Here is a 21,455-nt window from a genome sequence, read left to right on the forward strand (position 1 = left end):
GCACCTGCTTGTTTTCGAATACAAGCAGGTGCTTTTTATGCCATCTATTTAATAATTACTTTCTCTATACTAGCGAACTAGTAAGACATCACATAGAGCATGGCGTACAATCTTTTCGGCAACGGATCCTAGCATCATCTTTTCCATACGATTTAATCCAGTCGCGCCACAGACGATTAAATCAACATTCGGTAATTGTGTTAAAATACCCTTCGGTGAACCTGTTTCTACTATTGATTCCACCTCGTTGACACCTAATTGTAACGCCTCTTTTTCTAGTTTTTCCATTTTAAGCATATTTTCTTTCTTTAATTCCTCTGCATATTTTAAATCATAAGCAGATACCGCTCCAAACGATTTCGTATCAATTACGTTCACCAATTGTAAAATAGCCTGATGCTGTATTGCTAAATGATTTGCTCTGTCGAATGCTTTGAGTGATTGCTCTGAGAAATCAATTGCGACAGCGATTTTAAGATAATTAGCCATGTTAGTCCTCCCATTCACTTATCTTCCATGTTTTCACAACTATTATATCACAACGGTGTTCGATAGAGCTTATCGTCACGAGATTGTGGATTTCCACGACCATCCGTATTATTGCTTATAAAATAAAGGTATCCTTCCTCCACAAAAACATCCCGAATTCTACCAAATTCAGTAAAAAGCTCATCTTGTTTATTGTTTGTCACATCGAACTGTAACACAGCTGAGCCTCTTAGTGCTGCAACATATAATTGATTATTGACGATGGCCATACCCGATGGTGCCCATGTTTTAGAAGCACCCGATGTATAGAGTGGTGTTATCATACCTTGCTGTTGGTCCATTCCTTCAATGATTGGCCAACCGTAATTTTTTCCTTTTTCAATCAAATTAATTTCATCATTTGCTGAATTGCCATGTTCACTTGCATACATTGTCCCATCCGCTGCCCATGCCATGCCTTGTGGATTTCGATGTCCATAACTATATACATACGATTTTGGAAAAGGATTATCGTTTGGTACGGAGCCATCCAAATTGATGCGTAAAATCTTCCCTTCTAGGGCATCCAAATTCTGTGCTAAGGATGGTTGTGTCGCATCTCCAACCGTAGCATACAGCTTACCATCAGGACCTATTTGCAAACGACCACCATGATGATAGGTACCACTTCTAATACGATCAATAATGAGATCCGTCTCTTGCCACTTATTATCGCTCAACGTTAATGTCACAATGCGATTAAACTGTTCCGATCCCTCGACATACGTATAATAGGCATAGGCAACCTGTGCTGTAGAAAAATTAGGTGCTAGTACAAATCCCAACAATCCGGCCTCTGGCGCTGTTGAGAGCTCTTTCTTTAGCATGACCTGTTGCCTATCCACAGCCCCTTCCTCAATCTTCACAATATTTCCCGGCCTTTCAGCTATATAAAAAGCAGTTCCACTTTTTTGAATAGACCATGGTGTTTGCAATTGATCTGCTACTATCTCAGCAGTTGAATTGGTTGTGAGTGTAGAACGCGTGTCTTCTTTATCAGGCCTTTTATGCTCCTTATCTTTGTTTGAAGTACAAGCAACACATAAAACTATTAGTAGCAGGAAAAATGGCATGAGTCGTTTCATTGTTTATCATCCTTTCCTTGATATTCTAGCGATACGTTATGAAAATAGAAAAAGACGTCATCTAGACGCCTCTTTTATTACCTTTTATACTATCAAACATAATTATTTCACCATATGCTTTTGTTTTTTCCAATACTTCAAGATACGCTTCTTTCCGATGGATGAGTCGTTCTTGTTGCAATTTTTGATGGGAAAGTTGAAAATCATCAATAGCTACTTTGTCCATAAACTCACCTCTTATAGTAGTATAGAATATCACTATTATAATATTGGAAAATTCTTACGACAATTCTATTTCTATTTTTGATTACAAGTTCCCAATCAGAAAAAGGATAAAAGACATAAAAATGTTGTTAATAGCTATTCAAATTTATCTAGCTAATGCAGGAAATAAGGCAGCACTTTCTCTTCTACTGCTTGTTCTCCTGCCTGAATCCATCTACTTTTATCATGAATGTGTCCATCTGTATCAAGTGGTGTTTGGAATTGGCTAGCACCAGTTGCGTCTAGTAAAGATCCCTCGTCATAATCTAAGCCAATATTGGCAACATGCTTAATGACAAACGGCTTTTGAAAACGAATTTGGCAATCTTCATTATCAAGTTCTCCAGATGTTACGATGAAGGGGACGCGTAAATATATAGTTTCGCCCGCTTCTTTCCATAATACCGAATCGAAACTGCCTTTATAATACTCCCAATTACCTCCGATTGTAAAACCACGATCGGCAATTTTATCTCGTAAATAACCAAAACCAATCTCTTTCCCAACAATTTTTGAATCAAACTGTAACAATTTGCACTCTCCTCCTTTCACTCAATAAAAGTCTAACCTAAAAGGTGGCATTACAAACTTGCTATGTACTAATTAAAAATTGGTGAATGAACACTATCAAAAAAACTCGAAACCTTGATATATCAAAGCTTCGAGACATTCTAAAATTTTTATAGAGGAACCGAAATATTGCGGTTTAAAACATATTTAGCTGCTTCTACATACTCCGTAACAGCTCTTTGACTTATATCAGCAGTTGGAACAATGCTTTCAAAGCCATGATAGCATCCAGGATATAAGTGGAATTCTACATCTACTCCTGCCTGGCATAACTTTGTGACATATTGTAAAGTCTCATCACGGAATGGATCTAATTGACCAACACATATATACGTAAACGGTAAACCTGATAGATCTTCTGCTCTAGCTGGAGCGGCATATTGAGACACATTAGCACTGCCGTTTTCTCCATTCAAATACATTTCCCATCCCTTTTGGTTAAGATCATGGTTCCAAATCATATGCCCTGTAATTTCTAATGAGGATGGTGTATTATTACGATCATCTATCATTGGATATAGAGGCATTTGGAAGCTAAGCTTTGGATAGTTACGATCACGAGTAAGTAATGCAAGGGCAGCTGTTAGCCCTCCACCAGCACTTGCGCCTGCAATGCCTAGACGATTAGGATCGATTCCTAGTTCATCTGCATGATCCGCTACCCATTTTAATGCGGAATAACAATCTTCCAGCGGTGCAGGATATGGGTGTTCAGGTGCAAGTCTGTAGTCTACAGATACAACGACACATTTTGCTTCATTGACAAAGCGCTGACATAGTAAATCATCCCCCTCCGGAGCACCTAACACATACCCACCACCATGAATCCATAGCAGCCCTGGGTAAATCTCATTTTGCTCTTTTGGCTTATAAATTCTAACGCGCAGTGAATCATGATGATCAGCAGGCCCCTGAATCATTTTATTCTCAACTGCAATATGTTCATCTATTGGTGCTGGTACGGCAACTGCCGCCATTCCCTCTCGTGTAGCCTGTACATTGTCTAAATCTAAAGGGGGAAATAAAGCTAATGTTTCTTTTAGTTCTGGATTAATTCGATGTTCCATTCTGATCCATCCTCTCTTATTTAGCTATTTTTCAAGAAGTTAATCCGCCATCAATAGTTATGACAGCGCCGTTTACATAGGAAGCTTCTGGTGAAATTAAGAAAGCGATTACATTTGCAACTTCAATAGGGTCCGCTAATCTTCGCAATGGCCCATTTTCTTCTGGGCTTGATGCTAATCCCTTTGTCATGTTTGTCATCACACCACCAGGACAAATTGCATTAACCCGAATACCACTTGGTCCATATTCAATAGCAGCTGTTTTCGTTAGCCCAACAACACCGTGCTTACTAGCTGCATAGCCACCTAAATAGGGTTGTCCTTGTATACCTGCTGCTGATGCGGTATTGACAATAACACCTGACTGTTGTTGCTCCATTTCTTTCAACACATACTTTAAACCTAAAAAAGCCCCTTTAAGATTGACCGAAATTACTCGATCAAACGTCTCTTCATCTAAATCTCCAAGAAGTGCTGGAGGGCTTAAAACACCTGCATTATTAATAAAGGCATCAATCCTGCCAAATGTTTCTTTTGCAGCGTCCACATACTTTTTGACATCTTGGCTTTTTGCCACATCAGCTTGGACAAAAATTGCGTGTTGTTGATGTTTCTTCACTACGCTTAATGTATCTTGACCATTTTTTTCATCAAAATCTACTAATACTAAAGCCTTGTCCTTTTTTGCAAGTAGTTTAGCAGCCTCTCTGCCTATACCACTTCCGGCACCTGTAATAATGACTACTTGTTGCTCCATATTTATATATGCTCCTCTCTCTCAAACTATGATATCGATTTTAATTTCATTAGCTTAAAGCCCTCATAATGGTTTTGAGCAACTTCATTGCACCGTTTTGTATAATAATCAAATCCTCCAAGATAGATTAAAAAACTTCGAGGTTTCCCTTCAATATTAGCTCCTGTATACCAGGAATCACCTTTGACGTATAGTGTTTCATTAGCAATCTCTCTACAATGCTTGCTCCATGCTATTTCTGCTTCCTCAAAGGGTTCCATTATTTCAATGTCGTGTTCACGTAAGTAGTTAATGCATTGTGCAATCCATTCTACATGCTGTTCAATAGCGACTGGCATATTCACAAGTACAGAAGGGCTTTCTGGTCCCGTTATCATAAATAAATTTGGAAAACCAGCTGTTGTAAGTCCGAGGTAGGTTTGAACAGATGCACCATTCTCCCATTTTTCTTTCAGTGCCACGCCACCCCTTCCCCGAATATCAATTTTAAATAACGGCCCCGTCATACCATCATAGCCAGTAGCAAAAATGATGATATCTAAATCGTACTGATCGTCGGATGTTTGAATACCTGTTTCGGTTATTCGTTGAATAGGTGATGCTTTCACATCCACAAGTAAAACATTATCTCTGTTATAGGTTTCAAAATAATCGCTATCTAAAACTTGTCTTTTTGTCCCATACATATATGTAGGACATAATCTTTCAGCTACAATTGGATCTTTGACAGTTTGACGTATTTTGGAGCGAATAAATTCCGCTGCTTGTTCATTGGATTGTTCATTCGTTAACAAATCATGATAAGTCACTGAGAAGGCAAAGCCACCTTGTGCCCAAGCCTCCTCAAAAACCTCTAGCCTTCTATCATCACTATCCTCCATGGCAGACTGCTGATTTTGTGCAAAGGGTGTACCCGAAACAGAATTTCTCATCGCATGCTTTAACGTTTCGAAGTTCTGCTTTGTTTCTTTTATAAAGTCGTTATCATATGGATGATTACGGGCTGGGATCGTGTACTGTGGCGTCCGTTGGAATACGGTTAAATGTGCTGCTTCTTTTGCTATAACAGGTATTGCTTGAATGCCACTTGAGCCTGTCCCAATAATCCCTACTCGTTTTCCCTTAAAGTTAACTTTTTCATGTGGCCAATGCCCAGTATGATACCATTTTCCGTGAAATTGTTGTAACCCTTGAATGTTAGGAATATTAGCAGCAGATAAACAACCTATTCCTGTTATAAAGTACTTTGTTAAAATCTGCTGTCCATCATTTAAATGAATGAGCCATTTATTCCGTTCCTCATCAAAATGTGCTGCATGGACACGTGTGTTGAATTGGATACTTTCTCGTAACTGAAAACGATCTGTCACATAATTTAAATAGCGCAATATTTCTTCTTGTTCTGGGAATCTAGATGTCCATGTCCATTCTTCATATAATTCCTTTGAGAAAGTATAATTGTAATAGATGCTTTCGATATCACACCTAACACCAGGATAACGATTCCAATACCATACCCCTCCTACACCATCTCCAGCCTCATATACAATGGTAGAAAAACCATTACTCCTTAGCTGATGTAACATATACAAGCCCGCAAACCCTGCACCTAAAACAACTGCATCCACCTCGTTGACTGTTTGACTCCCCAAATTTTGTGCCCCCTCATCTTCATAATTTACTTAATACGAACTAAGAAAATAATGGATTTTCTTAACTTAAATACTACAACTTACAGAATATATTGAAAATTCCTTATTTTAAGGGTAGTATATACCTAAAAAAGGGGATAAATCATGTCCAATCTTTATACCATTCAAAAACGTTTCGACACGATCCAAAGTTTTGCTAATCATGAAGAGTTGTTGATACACATTTTGCAGGTATATTTAGATTCTTTTCCTCTCAAGGATGCCTATTTATTAAGGTATTCTCCAATAGGCTTTGTAGCTGAAGGCATAATTTTTTTGAATGAATCTGGTGGTAGTCATATCGGTGAAATTCGAGAAGAAATTCGTAGTTTTCCTATTATTTACTCTGCTATCGAAGATAAGAAAGCTAAATTTTGTACAGGTATCGATTATTTAAAGAATATTAGTATTAAATATTCTATTCACTCGCAAAATAATTCGTTTTTAATTGTCCCCATTTTTATAGGTCAATATGTTTTTGGATATATTTGTAGTACACAAATGGAGGAAGGGACTACTATAACGGAAAAGATCTTAGAAGACTTAACGACCTTTGGGAACATTATTGGTCAGCTTTTCATTCAAGCAAGAAACGGTAAAAAAGAAGTCTCACTTAGCAAAAGAGAGCTTGAGGTAATGCGACAGGTAGCAATAGGAGAAAGTACGAAGGAAATTGCAGGTTTTATGAATCTTAGTGAATTAACTATTACTCAATATGTTAAATCTGCTATCAAAAAATTGCATGCTAAAAATCGCTCTCACGCGATTAGCATTCTTTATCAGGAAGGCATCCTTCTATAAAAATAAGGGGAGCTAGTTACTCCCCTTATTTTTATTAATTTTTATATTCAAATTGAGTGTCAGGAACTCTATCAAAATAAATAATTTCTAATGAGAAAAAAATCTTCCTTTTAAAGTGGTTCATGCATATGGTCAATGAGTTCAATCGATCTCCGTTTCCATCATATTCGACTCAAAAAAGGTGATTAAACAAGTTAATCACCAGACGTGCCGTAATCCTTGATGGATATAGTAACATCACATGTAATTGGAACTTCACTAAAAATTTGATCCCAATCTTTTTTTACTTTTTTCCATACCTTTGGATACTCAATTCTCAATTTATTGCCAAACCCTGCAACATCCGTCTGATATTCTTGTTGCAACTTATCCAATGTTTTCATCACTAAACGTTCAATTTCTTTCTCGATTATTTTCTCTGCTTTTTTCAAAAATTGATTATTAAATGTTTTGTCTGCTAGTACCCAATGCTCTGCTATTCTGCCTTCGGATTTTATTTTGATTGTAAAAGAAATACGATCCCCTTCAACATGCGGGATAATCTTAGTTTTCAAAGACAATATTTCATATACGATAGGGGAATTCGACGCTTCATCAAAACCCTTTACTAAGCCTCCCTTTCCTTCACCCGTAATCCATGCAATACCCTCTAAGTCACTTTCATTTAAAAAACCTTTTAGTTTTTTGGATTTCCCTTCAATGACCGCAGCTCCTGAAAATTTTACTTCCTCATCTTCTACCACCACATTTTGTAATAAGAAGCTAGAATGTGAATACAGTTTCCCTTCTAATTTAGCTATCGTCATAGGAGGCAAAATCTTTGTCGTTCGTTCGTGTCCACGCATCATTTCTACCAATTGAAAGGCTGGAATTTTAGTTGGTTCATTTGTTTCAAGCACCTGCCTTGCTTGCCCCTGAGCAATTAGCAATATTCCGCTTGGTCGTATTTCCAACTCTCTTAGAAAAAAATCCAACGTTTGTTGCAAGTTGATAGTACTTGCAAGGTCCTCTCCAATCACAATCACTTTGGAATGTTCAGCAAAAGCACGTTTATCAATCTTTAACACCATATTCCGTAGTGTAGGCAAAACGGCATCTCCTGTTTCCGAAACGTTTTTGTAGGCTTTCTGATGTATTGGCCCTGTTTTGGTACCCGTAGAAGTTGTCTCTGAAGTGACAAGTTGATTCGTGACCGTAAGCAGCTCTCTATTAGCATATCTAGCCTCTTGTTGCTCTTCTGACGTAACGTCCCCAGTTTCTAAATCCAAGGACGTACCTACAATTAGCCCTAAGTCTTCAATCTCTTTACTACTCCAGCAGCCTGTGAGAAGTAGGGCAACCATCATCACTAGTAAAAGATGCACATATCGAAGAGTTCGCTTCATGATTTATGTCCTCTCAGTTTTGATATAAGGAGTAAGGTTATAGGGATTACGCCAAATAAAATTAATGCAACATTGCCAATTTTATCTCCAAATTTAAACAGTTCATTAATATTCTTTGGCGTCATAGCAATGATATAAATAACAGGCAATAAGCCATATAGGAAAGGATGTATAGTTTTGTTAAAAAGCTGAGCTAATCCTAAGGCAGCAGCATAATAAGTAATCGTAAAGGTCGCAAATATTTGCATAATCCATATGACAAGCAAAAATGATTCAAAGCGTTCAAAAATTAAGCCAGGAATTTCAAAACTTCTCATTAGTTCAATTGTTGGCCATGTCCTTGTCACTACCCCATCAATAGATAGAGCACCTATCACCATCACGACAGTAATGACATAAAAAAGTAAAGGTACTGTGATGCCAACTAAAACTACCTTAATCGCTTTCGATTTATCTGATGGATACATAAAAGCAACTAGCAACAGCATAATTTCAGGTCCTAAAAAGGCTAATGTAGCTGTTTTTACACCTTTTAACATCGGTACTAATCCTAAACCTAATACGGGTCTAAGATTATCAATCTCAAATATGCCTATGCTTAAAAAAGCAACTAGTAAAAAAATAACAAAGGTTATGGGGAAAATGATTTCGAATAATCGTGCGATTGAATTGATGCCACTACTAATCAAATACAGCCCAACCCATAAGAAGGGTAAAATAATGGCCCATGTTGGCGTTCCCTCCAATAAAAAGAGGGAGGTCACTTCAGCCATTATCCGAACCTCAAATGCAGAAATAGTAAAAAAATAAACAATGACACAGGAGCTAATCAACCAGCCTAGCCATTGGCCAACAATGTCTTGAGTATATTGATAAAAAGTTTTATCTGAATATTGTTGACTAAGCTTGACAATGATAACGCCCGCTATCATTGCGACGATGCCACCTAAAAAAACACTTATCCAAACATCTGGCGTTTTCACCTTCTCTACCGATGCACGAGGTAAGGTAAGAATCCCAGTTGCTAGAATATAGTTAATAATAATAACAACTGCTTGTGACGTTGTTATTTTATCTTTTGAACGATCGGACATGGCAATTATTCTCCCTTCCTCCTAATTCCCTTTGCGAATAGTGTCTTTAGGCTTTAACAATTTTGGTCGACGTTTCATCATCTTTAACGGCATACGTACCATAAAATCCTTCCAATCCCCTGCTCGATAAGGAACGGTTGGGCTAACAAAAGGTACACCAAAACTTTTCAACTTTACTAAATGACTGCACAGGAAAAGGAAAAATAGAATAATTCCATATAACCCAAATAAAGCAGCAGAAAGCATTGCAATAAAGCGTAGCATACGTAACGAAATCCCTGCATTATATTGTGGAATAGCGAAGGATGAAATAGCTGTTAATGCTACGACTATGACCATAATGGGGCTAACAATTCCTGCCTGGACAGCCGCTTCTCCGATGACAAGTCCGCCAACTATTCCCATTGTGGGACCAATCGGCTTAGGTAAGCGAAGTCCAGCTTCTCGTAGGATTTCAATCGCTATTTCCATGATCAGTGCTTCGATTAATGCAGGAAATGGAACACCTTGCCTTGTCGACATCATCGATAAAGCAAGTTTAGTCGGGATTAGCCCCTGATGAAATGACACAAAAGCAATATATATGGATGGTCCAAACAATGTAATACCTGCCGCAAGAAAGCGAAGCAAACGAATAAGTGAGCTAGGTAACCAACGTTCGTAATAATCTTCCGGAGATTGTAAAAGCATATTAAAGGTTACTGGCACAATGAGAGCAAAAGGGGTCCCATCTAATAAAATGGCGACACGTCCTTCCATTAAGGCTGCAAAAACACGATCAGGACGTTCGGTGCTTTGAACTTGCGGAAAAGGACTAAGATAATTGTCCTCAATCAATTGTTCAATATAACCAGATTCAGGTAGATTATCTAGATTTATTTTGCTGATTCGTTTCTTCACCTCTTCAATTAAATCAGGCTCAGCAATTTCATCTATATAGGCTATTACTAGCTCTTTTTTGATACGCGTGCCAACTTCCATTTTAATGATAGCTAAATGCTGATTTTCCCCTTGTTGCCTTAATAAGGAAGTATTCACGCTTAAATTTTCTGTGAAGCCTAATCTTGGTCCGCGCACCAATGCTTCTGAAATAGGCTCATCAAGATTGCGTGTCTTTCCTTGTGCAGTACCAAGGATAAATACACTTGGTATACCATCAATAATTAATGCTGTTGCCCCAGTTAGTACCCCCCCTACAGATTTCATCACGGTTGATTCCTCGAATAGATCGCTCACAGGAAGAACTTCATTTTTTATTAATTGCTGCAATTCATAGCCTTTTATAATCGTAGGATTTTCAGTTAGTCCCTCCATTAATGATTTCAAAATATGCTTATCGATCATTTCTTTATCGCATAATTCTTTTAGAAAGACGATGGCTGCACGAATACCTGTATTCCCTATGTGAAACTCTCTGAATTGTACATCCCAATTATGTTCCAATTCTTTCTTTATTTTTAAAAGATCAACATCATAAACTCCTGTAAATTGGTCAAGCGTTTTTGAAACAGATTCGTACTGCTCCTCACCTTGCACAGTTTGTTCTTTCATATCAATCATTCCATTGTTCTTTTTTACAAATAAAAAACCATTAAACAGTTTGAAAATCAAAAATGGAATTAAAAATGCTAAAAAGGCCTGCATAAAAACTTGCCAATGTGGCATGTAGGAAATCACTTTTTCCCACACAAATCATCACCCTCTTTAGTAGACATCATACATAGTATCTCTACATGTTTTTATCATTATCTAAGCCACCATATTTTAAACTTCTAACCATCAATATTCTGAACAGGAACCTAAAAAAACCAGCCCCCAAAAATTGGAGTACTGGTAGTGGATTTAGAATACAATACTATATTGAATGAGTTGACTGGTTTCCCCTAAATATTCCGCACTTCCCCTTCTACTTATTTCTCTAAACCCTATTTTCTCTAATATGGCTCTTGCTCGCCAATTTGTTTCGTGTGTTTCTGCTAGCAACTGATCAATCTTATTGTTTTCAGAGGCAAAAGCTAGCATGCATTTTGTCGCAATCGTACCAAACCCTTTTCCCCAATAGGAACTATCTCCAATAGCAAGTCCTAGCTCAGCTGTCTGCTCCTTCATATCCACTAAATCGGCATAACCTATGAGTGTACCATTATACGCTATCCCCATTCGTACAAAATCAGCAGAGTTATTTTCCACATATCGGAGCCACCATTCATAAAGTTCTTCATAACTGCTATTAATATTCCATCCATTGGCTGAACAAAACCTATCATCTTTACTCCATTTTAAAACACTAGGAAAATTCTCTATTGTAATCGCTCTTAATTGAATGCCTTTTGAGTTTATTTTTGACTGATCCATCTTATCCTCCCAACATTTTAGAACATGATAAATGAAATCTATTAAATAGAATATGGTATACTAGCTACTATGAAAAATTAGAAGGTGGAATTTATGCTTGAAGTTAGTGAAAGTAAATTAGCACAATATAGTCTACATTTTTTGAACGAGACACTTATTTTGGGTGAAGAAGCCTTTACTCAGCCCGAGGTCATGTTAGAAGCAGCCTTTACACAGCTTGCATTTAGTAAGATTGATTTAGAGCAACAATTCGAATTTTTCCATGAAACAAATATTGCTCTCAATGAAATTTATACGTACGCCAAGGCCATTTTTGAACAAAACAGTAGCTTTCTAGAACAATCACAAAATATAGCTAGACACTTACATAGTGTGTCACAGCATCCCAATATTAAAAGCGGTGAACTGTTTATTGGCTTATTTGAAAACTGTTTACTATTGAATGAGGAAAAAAAGATTATTGCCATTGTTAAAATTGATGAAAAAGAAATATTTTTAGATGTTAAAAATGATCAAAATCAAATGATTGTCAACGGCATTGATGGCATTAACGTCAAAAAAATTAATAATATGGCCATTATTGTGGATATGGGGCCAGAACAACCTCCTGCTGTATTTATGAAAACAAAGCGTAAAGAGGATATCATTTATTGGCAAGAACGTTTTTTAAAAATTAAAGTTGCAGATGAATATTATCATAAAACAGATTTAGCGCTCACTGAATGTAAAAAATACATTTTAAAGGAAGAAAATTATTCAAACACAGAGAAGCTAGGACTTTTGAATAAAACATTGGATTATTTTAGAAATGAAGAAAAGTTTCAAGTAAACCATTATATTGAAACTGTATTTGAGCAAGCTGATGCTACACAAAAGGATATACTGATCAACTCAGTCAAACCCTATGAAACGGTTATATCAGATAGTGCATTAGAAAAGGCCGAAAAAAAATATAAACGTAAAATTAAGCTCGATGCCAACATTGAAATACAAGTAAATATTCAACATATCGACCAAATAGATGAACTGATTGAAGTAGGATATGATGAAGCAACAAATCGAAAATTTTATAAAATTTATTTCCAGGATGAGATGTAGAAGAGGCATTCCCTTAAAGGGATGCCTTTTTTTTAATGTACCATCCCTTTTAAATAGCAGGCAAGCTGAAGCCTTAATACATCATCTGCATTTTGAAAAGAGATCGTTAACTTTTCTTCGATTTTTCTTAATCGCTGATACAAAGTATTGACATGAATGTGTAATTGTTTAGCAGTCTCCCCTACAGAGCCATTTTGTTTTATATACATAAGCAAGGTTTCTTCTAGTAGGTGATGCTTTGTTTTCTCGTTTCGTAACGGAAGGAACACTTCATTCACGAAACCTAGAAGTTCCTCCTGTGTTTGATGGATAAATAGTCGATTCACACCAATCTCCTGATAATGCATGATACCCCAGCGCTGGCGGGTCATTAAAAACGACAGTGCTTTATCTGCTTCATTATAGCTTTTTGCTATTTGATCCATCCCCGAATACAATGTACCAACTCCAATTTTCAATGAATTGTTCTTAACCTTCTCCCAGCTTCCTTGAAATTGCTGCACGAGGTGTAGTAGCTCATTACCTATAAGTTTAAATTGGCAAAGGACCGTTATTTTATGACCAAAACCAAACACTATTGGGGCATGATCCTGAAAATGTTTTTTAATTTCACTAATCAACAGATGTACTTGCATATCCATTGCTTGAATATCTGTGCCCGTAGATAATTGAATTAAAACGACAGCATAATTGGCATTTGACTGAATACCAAGCTCTTCCCCTTTTTTCATGAGTTGCCCAGGGTCCTTAGACGTTAAAAAATCATGAAAAAGGTCATGTGTTTTTTTATAAAACGAATCTACTATTGTTTGCTTCCGTATCAGCTCTAGTGCAATAATGGAGCTTGCCTGTTCAATAATTAATTTGTGAATGGATTCTAGCTTTTGTTCATTAATCTCGATAAGCAGTAAGCCAAGAATTTGACCAACACCGATGATAGGCTGAATATAGTAATCAACTTGCTCATTCTCTACTTCAAGTGAATAAAATGCTGGCGTTTCTGTTAAATGTACAAAACGGAACAAATCACCCTTTTCAATCCAATGACGTGGACTTGCATAAATTGAATCATCCATTAAATCCATAATAACGAGGCGTAAATTTAACATATGTCTTATTTCATTAACAATGACTTGCATACCTGCATTTTGCAAGGAAAGTTTCATAAAGGTGTGGTGGATTTGATCCCGTTGGAGTAGTAATTCATTTTGAAGTTTTAAATTCTGAAATAGTTTTGAATTCGTAAGTGCAATGGATACTTGATCCGAAAAGCTTTCTAACAGTTGTTTATCTTCTATAGTTAGTAAGGCATTTTCTCCATTTTGATAAATAATAACCACACATAATGTCTGCTCTTCTACAGCAATTGGAACAGCAATAACCGATTGTAAATATTCAAAAGTATAGGCATTTAATAAATGACGTAAATTCTCTTCTGTCACAGAAGAGGAGGCTTTTAAAACGTCTGTATACGAATTTAAAATCATAGATTGGTTATCTTTGAAAGTCTTTCCGATAATCCCTTCGCCAACTTTCATGCGCATATTTTTAATGTCCTCACCAGGTCCCCCCACCCAAGCCTTTGGTACAAGTGCAGCTTCACTTTCATCATACATCCATAAAACTCCAAAGTCTGCAGACGGTATAACCGATAGCGCATTCTCCAAAATCTTCGTCAACAATGTGTGTATATCATTTAGTACTGAAATTTCCCGTATACTTTCCATCATTTTGTCTCGAATAAATTGCTCTTTTTCTAACATTAATTCCAAATAATAAGCATGAAGTAATGTTTCGATTGCTTGGTTTTCCGTAGCTGATAGTGCTCTATGGAGCCGTAAGACCAATTGTCTTTTTTCATGGAATTGAAATTGATACTCATATACGTCTATATTTTTCTTGTCATGTGAAGGAGCCAGTTGTTCTTCCATCCCCTGAGAAATGACAAGAGAGAAACGATCCTCATTGATATTTTTCCATACCTGAAATTGCGAAAGATTGCAAAAGTCAGATAGAAATTGTTGTAGCCTATCTACTATTAGCATCACGATATACCTCACCCTTTATGTATATATATCTATATTTAACGCCTTTATTATATGAAAACATACATTGTTAGAAAAGTCTAAATTTTTTATACTTTGCAATATAACCAAATTTACTATAGCTAGGAGGACAAACGATGACAGCAACAACTAAAGCTCGAAATACAAAATATATTGTTATAGCCATGTTATTTTTAGGATGGTCGTTAGGGAATTTTGATCGTTTCATCATAAACTTTGCCATTCTTGATATTTCAAAGGAATTACAATTAACTGAAGCATTAACTGGCATTGTTTTAAGTAGCTTTTTTGCAGGCTATGCTTTAATGCAAATTCCTGGTGGCTGGTTAGCCGATCGCTTCGGCTATCGAAAAGTGCTCATTTCAACCATTTTAGTGTGGTCAATCTTCACCGTATTAACGGGAGCTGCCTGGTCTTTCCTTTCTATCATTGTCATTCGATTCCTGTTCGGGGTTGGTGAAGGTAGCTATTTCCCTGCTGCTTCAAAAGGTATTGCCAATTGGTTTCCTGTCGATGAGCGCAGTAAAGCTATGTCCATAATGTTAACATCCGGCTCCATTATGGGCGTCGTAGCACCCATTGTAGGAACATATCTCATGCTGGCATTAGGCTGGCGAGATATTTTTTATATCGTAGGGGCCATCGGTATCGTTGTTGCACTTTGTTTCTTCTTCCTAGTGAAGGAAAAAGAAATACCAGCTATCCATCAAGTACAAACACAAACTTCAAAAGCACCATTAAGGGATGTCTTAAAGACACCTATGATATGGAAGTTGTTTATTGCCTACTTTAGTATTTATGCAGTGAACTGGGGCTTAACCTCTTGGATGCCTACGTATTTATCTAAAGTAAGGGGTTTGGAGTTGACTGCTGTCGGTATCTACTCAGCCATTCCTCCGTTTGTAGGAATCTTTGCAATGCTGTGTAGCGGTTATATTCTAGATAAAATGCCACAAGGACGAGATAAACTTGTAGCAGGAATTTTCGCTATTATTGCAGGTATTGGTCTTTTACTCATGGCGAATGGACCGAGCATGCTAGTCTTTACAATATGTCAAAGTATTGTAACCGTCATGCTATCCTTTAATATTATTTTAATTACCTCTGTGCCACTGAAGATTTTACCAGAGGCAGTTGTAGGAACGGCAAATGGCTTTATTAATACCGGTGCACAATTTGCAGGCGTACTAACACCTATGCTTATTGGATTTTTAGTGGAGGCTTTCGGTGGTTCATATAGTCCCGCATTTGCTATGTTAATTGGCTTTACCATTGTGTGTGCTGTGTCATTATTCATGATTCGTCCAACTAAACAAACAGTTGTTATCAATCCCCCTTCCATAAACGAGATCATTGACTAAGGAGTGAAAGATTATGAGTTTAACTGAAAAAATTGCAAACTATATCGATCAAAAAAGTGGGCTGTACAAAAATGTAAGCGATAGCATCTGGGACTATGCTGAAACAAGATTTGATGAAGTACGCTCCGCTGATTTACTATGTAAAACATTAGAGAATGAAGGTTTTCATGTCGAAAGAGGTGTTGCGAACCTTGAAACTGGCTTCATTGGTACCTTCGGAAATGGGAAACCTGTAATTGCCATTCTTGGTGAATATGATGCACTTGCAGGTCTTAGCCAACAGGCAGGGAGTGCGAATTATGAACCGATCATTCCGAATGGTAATGGCCATGGCTGTGGTCATAACCTTTTAGGTGTCGGGGCACTTGCTGGAGCCATCGCTACTAAACAATACTTAGAAGATAACCACTTAACGGGAACTGTCAAATACTTTGGCTGTCCAGCTGAAGAAAGTGGCTATGGCAAATCCTTTTTGGCAAGGGATGGTTATTTTAAAGATGTAGATGTTGCTTTTTCATGGCATCCAGGAACGATTAACACTGTTATGCATGCGAGAGCAAATGCCGTTATTAATGCTACTTTTAAATTTAAAGGACGTAGCTCCCATGCTGCGGCATCCCCTCATTTAGGGAGAAGTGCATTGGATGCCGTAGAGTTAATGAACGTTGGTGTTAACTATTTACGTGAGCATATTGTAGATGAAGCGAGAATTCACTATGCCGTAACAAATACAGGGGGCGTTGCACCAAATGTAGTACAAGCAGAGGCTGAGGTGACTTATTTGATACGAGCACCTAAACCAAATCAAGTCAAGGACTTATATAAGCGTGTCCTCAATTGCGCACAAGGAGCTGCTTTAATGACTGAAACAACTGTAGAAGAGCAAATTGTTGGCTCTTGTCATAATTTAATCCCTAATAAAACATTGGAAAAAGTGATGCATCAGCATATGCAGGATTTGGGTAGTGCAAAATTAACAGAAAATGATATTCATTTTGCCAAGGACATCTATAGCACGCTATCCGAAGAGGAAAAGAAGGTAGCTGCTTTACAAGTAGGAAAAGAAGTAGCACAGATGCTTGTTGACCGACCTATTATTGATTTTCTTGCACCACTTCCAGAAGAACCATTTTTCATGGGTGGCTCAACAGATGTGGCAGATGTTAGCTGGAATGTCCCAACGGCTCAATGCTCGACAGCTACATGGGCATTTGGCACACCATTCCACACATGGCAGGCAGTCGCACAAGGAAAATCATCCTATGCTCATGAGGCGACGATGCTAGCTGGAAAGGCGATTGCTTGTACAGCCATTTCTGCGCTAGAAAATCCTACATTGATCGAAAATGCGAAGGCAGAATTAGTGGAACGTCTCGGTGGTGAAACATATGAAGCTTTGATTCCAAAAGATTTAGTCCCTCCTAAATCAAACCGAGAATCAGCTGCAATAATGGCATAACTTGTACAAAATAAGACTTTCTATCATCAACAATAGAAAGTCTTATTTTTTATCGGTTTATATTTGTTATAGCCTCTCTTTCTAGGCCTATCATATTATTCATTTAGTTGTTGTCCAGGATGGCATAGATACACTGCTAAGGGAAATGTTCGATAAATGACATGAGTTTTTTTTAATTCTTTTTTAAAATAATTAAATTTTTTTCTAAAAAGTTAAAACTTTTTCAATTGGTAAAACGTCTAATAATTGGTAACAGAAGTTAACCTAAAGGAGAATGGATAAACATGAAAAAACCTGTTAAAAAAACATGGCTTTTGGCTTCAGCGCTTACACTAGGAATGGCTGTCTTAACACCGCTTCAGGCTGGTGCGACATCTGTAGAAACAACAAAAAATGTCACAATTCAAATAGAACACCAAATAAAAGGGACCATTAAATATTTTGATGGCTATGGCTTAACTATGAAAGGAACAGATGGAAAAAATTATTTCATTGGCTTACACAAGTTCTCTGATAAGCAAATCGAGCAATTAAAGCTTGTAGAAGGTCAAGAAATTTCTGTTGAGGGCACTATTCTAAAAGATTACTCAGACTTCTTTACCTTTGACGTATTCAAAAAAAGTTTACCTAAAGGGGTAACAAAAGAAGAGATTGTCCAATTAGAAAAGCTTTTTAACGACTTAAAAAAGTTTGAAAAAGAAGAGAATTATGAGGAAATGGATCGAATCTATGAGGCGATGAATGCCATTACAAGACCGTATGAATTAGCAAACTGGCAACCAGAGCCCTTTGAGGAATTTATCAATGAAGCAGCTTTCGCTGAAAAAAATATCGTTATTAAAGCACAAGATAAAGAGCAGCTAAAAACACTTTATTCAGAATGGATAAAATTTGTAAAAGAAGATAATATGGATGCAGCTCAAGAAAAAATAGATAAAATTTATTCGATTCTTGATATTTATTACGCAGAACTATATCCACCACTTACGTTTGAACAATATATGGCAGACTTCGAAGTAGAATTAACAAAAGAGGAACTAGCAGAACTAAAAACGGTCTATGAAGATGCTCAAAAAGCAGACAAAGAGAAAAATGAAGAGCTTTCAACGAAGCTTTGGGAGCAATTTTACGAAATGCTAAACTCACACTTTAAATACGAGCCTATTTCTTTTGAAGAATATATGGCTGATATTGAATTCGACATTAGTCAATCAGATTACACTAAATTAAAACAGCACTACGAAGAAGCCGTGAAACTTGAGCAAAATGGCGAAGAAGAAAAAGCTGGCGAGCAATGGGAGGCCTTCTACAAAATTTTAGATCCTTATTATGAAGCTAATAGAGACATCCTAATCTCAGCATCTAAACTAACAATAAATGGGCAAGTTGTACTTCCAGAACCAGAGCTAACTCAATAAATTTTTAAGGGCTCTCCTATTGATATAGGAGCAGCTCTTTTTGATGTGACGAAATTGTCATGTTATCCCTTAAATAGTCATGTTAATCGATGGTTTGACCATAATTTGCTTGTTATAGTAATCCATGTTGAAACAAACAAATTACATCTTAAGGAGAAAATCTACATGACAATGTTCATAAAAAAATTCGTGATGATGGCTGTAATGTTCGTATTTTTTACTTTCATACCCGAAGTAGTACAGGCAACATCGAGGGATACCATTCATAAAATTGACCAATTTATTGAGGAACAACAAAACATTAGTAAAATCCCAGGTCTTTCAGTCATCATTGTTGATAAGGGCGAAACCGTATATCAAAAGAGCTTTGGCTTTGCTGATACAGAAACAAAAACGCCTGTCACATCTGATACCCTTTTTGAGCTAGGGTCCACATCTAAAGCATTTACAGGGCTTGCTATTTTACAATTAGAAAAGCAAGGTTTGTTAAAACGATCAGATGATGTTCGAAAGTATATCCCGTGGTTAACATTAACCTTTAATGGCGAGGAACAGGTTATTACCATTCAGCAGTTATTGTCACATACCAGCGGAATTCCCTCAAATTCAATTACTCGGATTCCAGAAAGTACGGCTGATAACGCCCTTGAGCTAACGGTCAAAACATTACTGGACCAACAGCTAAATCGTAAACCAGGTAGTTCTTTTGAATATGCAACAATTAATTATGATGTCTTAGGATTAGTAATTGAACAAGTTTCAAAACAGCCATTTGATCGGTATATCCAACAAAAAATTTTACAGCCAATTGGTATGAATGAATCTTTTGTAGGAATTCACCAGGTACATTCTTCAAAAATGGCTTCTGGTTATAAAATAGGTCTGATGAAAGAACAGCCATACATACCACCTGTCTATCGCGGCAATATCCCTGCAGGCTATGTCATCAGTAACGCCAATGATATAGCGAGATGGTTAAAATTACAGTTAGGGAACAGTAGCATCTATTCTATCAGTAACCATGTAATACAAGAATCACATACTCCAGATCAAACAGTGGAGCCTTTTGATACCAATACTTATTATGCAAACGGTTGGGCCATTGTGGAGAAGGATAAAAAGCCATACATTTACCATGCTGGTGAAAACCCAACCTTTACCTCGTACTTCATCATGCAACCTGATGAACAAATAGGCGTAGCTATTTTAGCCAATATGAATACAAGCTTTACGACAGCGATTGGACAAGGTGTCATGGATATATGGGAAGGTAAAACGGTTCAAGGACAACATGTTAGTAGCTATCAAAAACTAGATAAAATTGTAACTATTATAAGTGCCTTCGTTATCGTAATCAGTATGATATTCTGTTATCTATTATTTAAAATTGCACGAAGATTTTATAAAAAACAATGTGAGGTCGCAACATTAAATTATAAGAAGATATTCCTTATATCTGTCCATATAGTAATCGTTGCTACGCTAATGACAGCTATATTTATAGCTGCAAATATTGTCGGCTTAAATTGGACATTTATAAAAGTTTGGGCGCCTACTTCTATCACGGTATTATTGTATAGTACCATTTTGGCAGGTTTCCTATATTTATTATTAGGTTTATCACTCACTGTTACTAAAAAGAAAATATAAGAAAATTTATTCCAAAGGAAAGCTTCCATTATGGAGTATGGCCTACATCAGATCATTTGTGCTGCCATTCAACCATTGCAATTCTTGATCGTTTTTCTTTTGTCCAATATAGAATCATAAACTAGACGAAAACCCCCTCTCCTTTCAATGTCATGACATACAATAAATTGAAGAAAGGAGAGGTCTTTATGGGATACTACGGAAATGCAGGCAATTATAATTGTTGTTACGGCGGCTATGGTCATGGCTATGCTGGAAGTTATGGTGGAGGCTATGGTAACGAGTATGGCGGTGGTTATTGCATGGACTATGGTAAGAATAATAGTTCACCATTCGTATTAATTGTTGTACTATTTATTCTGCTCATTATTGTAGGCGCAACATTCGTAGATAAAGAATATTAATTTTTAGCATCTTTCATTACTGGTAAGAAATCTCATATTCTAACGCAAAAGGGTCGCTGTCAGGTGACCCTTTTTATTTATAAAATTTACTTTCAGCCCGTCTCCCCTAGTAGCTTAAAACCATATGTTTATTTCAACAAAATCGTCAGAAAATGAAACGAACTACAACTTTGAAACGTAAATATACTTAAGTAAAGTTAGTAACTATTATTGAAAAAGGGGATGAGTTCCATGATCGAATGGTGGCAAAAAAGGAAAAAGAAAACGAGAAGAAACAGAAAGAGTTATAAAAAGTCCCCTCTAGTAGAATTATTTATTAACGTACTATTTTTGATACCTGAATTGTTTTTATTCCCATTCAGATTAATTTATTGGTTGTTAAGAGGGGTGGGAAGATTTATT

19 protein-coding genes are annotated in these 21,455 nt (G+C 36.8%); 7 read left to right on the forward strand and 12 right to left on the reverse strand.

Annotated elements, in window-relative coordinates; translation table 11 throughout:
• Positions 1-69: 69 nt before the first annotated feature.
• From MKY49_RS15815 to MKY49_RS15845, 7 genes are all read right to left on the reverse strand, one after another.
• A complete protein-coding gene (locus MKY49_RS15815) occupies positions 70-489 on the reverse strand; it encodes a universal stress protein (protein WP_274793971.1) in 420 nt (139 codons plus the stop codon).
• Between the two features lie 47 nt (positions 490-536).
• Complete coding sequence (locus tag MKY49_RS15820) at positions 537-1,613, reverse strand: PQQ-dependent sugar dehydrogenase (protein ID WP_341386635.1); 1,077 nt, start codon at positions 1,611-1,613, stop codon at positions 537-539.
• Positions 1,614-1,674: 61 nt separating this feature from the next.
• Positions 1,675-1,839, reverse strand: coding sequence for a hypothetical protein (locus tag MKY49_RS15825; protein WP_312506775.1), 165 nt, complete (start codon positions 1,837-1,839; stop codon positions 1,675-1,677).
• A gap of 152 nt (positions 1,840-1,991) precedes the next feature.
• Entirely contained in the window at positions 1,992-2,408 is a 417-nt protein-coding gene (locus tag MKY49_RS15830) for a YugN family protein (protein WP_274793974.1), read from the reverse strand.
• 149 nt (positions 2,409-2,557) lie between these two features.
• Entirely contained in the window at positions 2,558-3,514 is a 957-nt protein-coding gene (locus MKY49_RS15835; protein ID WP_341386636.1) for an alpha/beta hydrolase, read from the reverse strand.
• 31 nt (positions 3,515-3,545) lie between these two features.
• Positions 3,546-4,277 (reverse strand): SDR family NAD(P)-dependent oxidoreductase, encoded by a 732-nt coding sequence (locus tag MKY49_RS15840; protein ID WP_274797360.1) that lies wholly within the window; start codon positions 4,275-4,277, stop codon positions 3,546-3,548.
• Positions 4,278-4,297: 20 nt separating this feature from the next.
• Positions 4,298-5,923 (reverse strand): flavin-containing monooxygenase, encoded by a 1,626-nt coding sequence (locus tag MKY49_RS15845; protein ID WP_341386638.1) that lies wholly within the window; start codon positions 5,921-5,923, stop codon positions 4,298-4,300.
• Between the two features lie 144 nt (positions 5,924-6,067).
• On the opposite strand from MKY49_RS15845, the gene MKY49_RS15850 reads away from it, so the two are divergent.
• On the forward strand, positions 6,068-6,763 hold the full coding sequence (locus MKY49_RS15850) for a response regulator transcription factor (protein WP_274793977.1): 696 nt from the start codon (positions 6,068-6,070) through the stop codon (positions 6,761-6,763).
• A 194-nt stretch (positions 6,764-6,957) separates the two neighbouring features.
• Here the strand turns inward: MKY49_RS15850 and MKY49_RS15855 are convergent, their stop codons facing one another.
• The 4 genes from MKY49_RS15855 to MKY49_RS15870 form a co-directional block, all read right to left on the reverse strand.
• The gene (locus tag MKY49_RS15855) at positions 6,958-8,148 is read right to left on the reverse strand and encodes a Ger(x)C family spore germination protein (protein ID WP_341386639.1); all 1,191 of its coding nucleotides are present in this window, start codon (positions 8,146-8,148) and stop codon (positions 6,958-6,960) included.
• Positions 8,145-9,242, reverse strand: coding sequence for a spore germination protein (locus MKY49_RS15860; protein WP_274793979.1), 1,098 nt, complete (start codon positions 9,240-9,242; stop codon positions 8,145-8,147). Before MKY49_RS15860 ends, MKY49_RS15855 begins: the two co-directional genes overlap by 4 nt.
• Before the next feature lie 21 nt (positions 9,243-9,263).
• Positions 9,264-10,793, reverse strand: coding sequence for a spore germination protein (locus MKY49_RS15865; protein ID WP_322611666.1), 1,530 nt, complete (start codon positions 10,791-10,793; stop codon positions 9,264-9,266).
• 291 nt (positions 10,794-11,084) lie between these two features.
• The gene (locus MKY49_RS15870) at positions 11,085-11,597 is read right to left on the reverse strand and encodes a GNAT family N-acetyltransferase (RefSeq protein WP_341386640.1); all 513 of its coding nucleotides are present in this window, start codon (positions 11,595-11,597) and stop codon (positions 11,085-11,087) included.
• A 93-nt stretch (positions 11,598-11,690) separates the two neighbouring features.
• On the opposite strand from MKY49_RS15870, the gene MKY49_RS15875 reads away from it, so the two are divergent.
• Positions 11,691-12,695, forward strand: coding sequence for a nucleoid-associated protein (locus tag MKY49_RS15875; protein WP_341386641.1), 1,005 nt, complete (start codon positions 11,691-11,693; stop codon positions 12,693-12,695).
• Positions 12,696-12,727: 32 nt separating this feature from the next.
• Here the strand turns inward: MKY49_RS15875 and MKY49_RS15880 are convergent, their stop codons facing one another.
• A complete protein-coding gene (locus tag MKY49_RS15880) occupies positions 12,728-14,740 on the reverse strand; it encodes a helix-turn-helix domain-containing protein (RefSeq protein WP_341386942.1) in 2,013 nt (670 codons plus the stop codon).
• 137 nt (positions 14,741-14,877) lie between these two features.
• Between MKY49_RS15880 and MKY49_RS15885 the strand changes: the two genes are divergently transcribed.
• The 5 genes from MKY49_RS15885 (at position 14,878) to MKY49_RS23045 (ending at position 21,053) form a co-directional block, all read left to right on the forward strand.
• Positions 14,878-16,122: an MFS transporter gene (locus tag MKY49_RS15885; protein WP_341386642.1), complete on the forward strand. Its 1,245-nt coding sequence runs from the start codon at positions 14,878-14,880 to the stop codon at positions 16,120-16,122.
• Positions 16,123-16,135: 13 nt separating this feature from the next.
• Entirely contained in the window at positions 16,136-17,581 is a 1,446-nt protein-coding gene (locus MKY49_RS15890) for a M20 family metallopeptidase (RefSeq protein WP_341386643.1), read from the forward strand.
• A 284-nt stretch (positions 17,582-17,865) separates the two neighbouring features.
• Positions 17,866-18,999, forward strand: a complete 1,134-nt coding sequence (locus MKY49_RS15895) for a hypothetical protein (protein WP_274793985.1) — start codon at positions 17,866-17,868, stop codon at positions 18,997-18,999.
• 165 nt (positions 19,000-19,164) lie between these two features.
• Positions 19,165-20,649 (forward strand): serine hydrolase domain-containing protein, encoded by a 1,485-nt coding sequence (locus tag MKY49_RS15900; protein WP_341386644.1) that lies wholly within the window; start codon positions 19,165-19,167, stop codon positions 20,647-20,649.
• A 188-nt stretch (positions 20,650-20,837) separates the two neighbouring features.
• Positions 20,838-21,053, forward strand: coding sequence for a YjcZ family sporulation protein (locus MKY49_RS23045; RefSeq protein WP_396631778.1), 216 nt, complete (start codon positions 20,838-20,840; stop codon positions 21,051-21,053).
• The last annotated feature ends 402 nt before the right edge of the window (positions 21,054-21,455 follow it).

Origin of the sequence: Lysinibacillus sp. FSL M8-0134, assembly GCF_038069745.1 — a bacterium.
Taxonomy (GTDB): Bacteria; Bacillota; Bacilli; order Bacillales_A; family Planococcaceae; genus Lysinibacillus; species Lysinibacillus irui.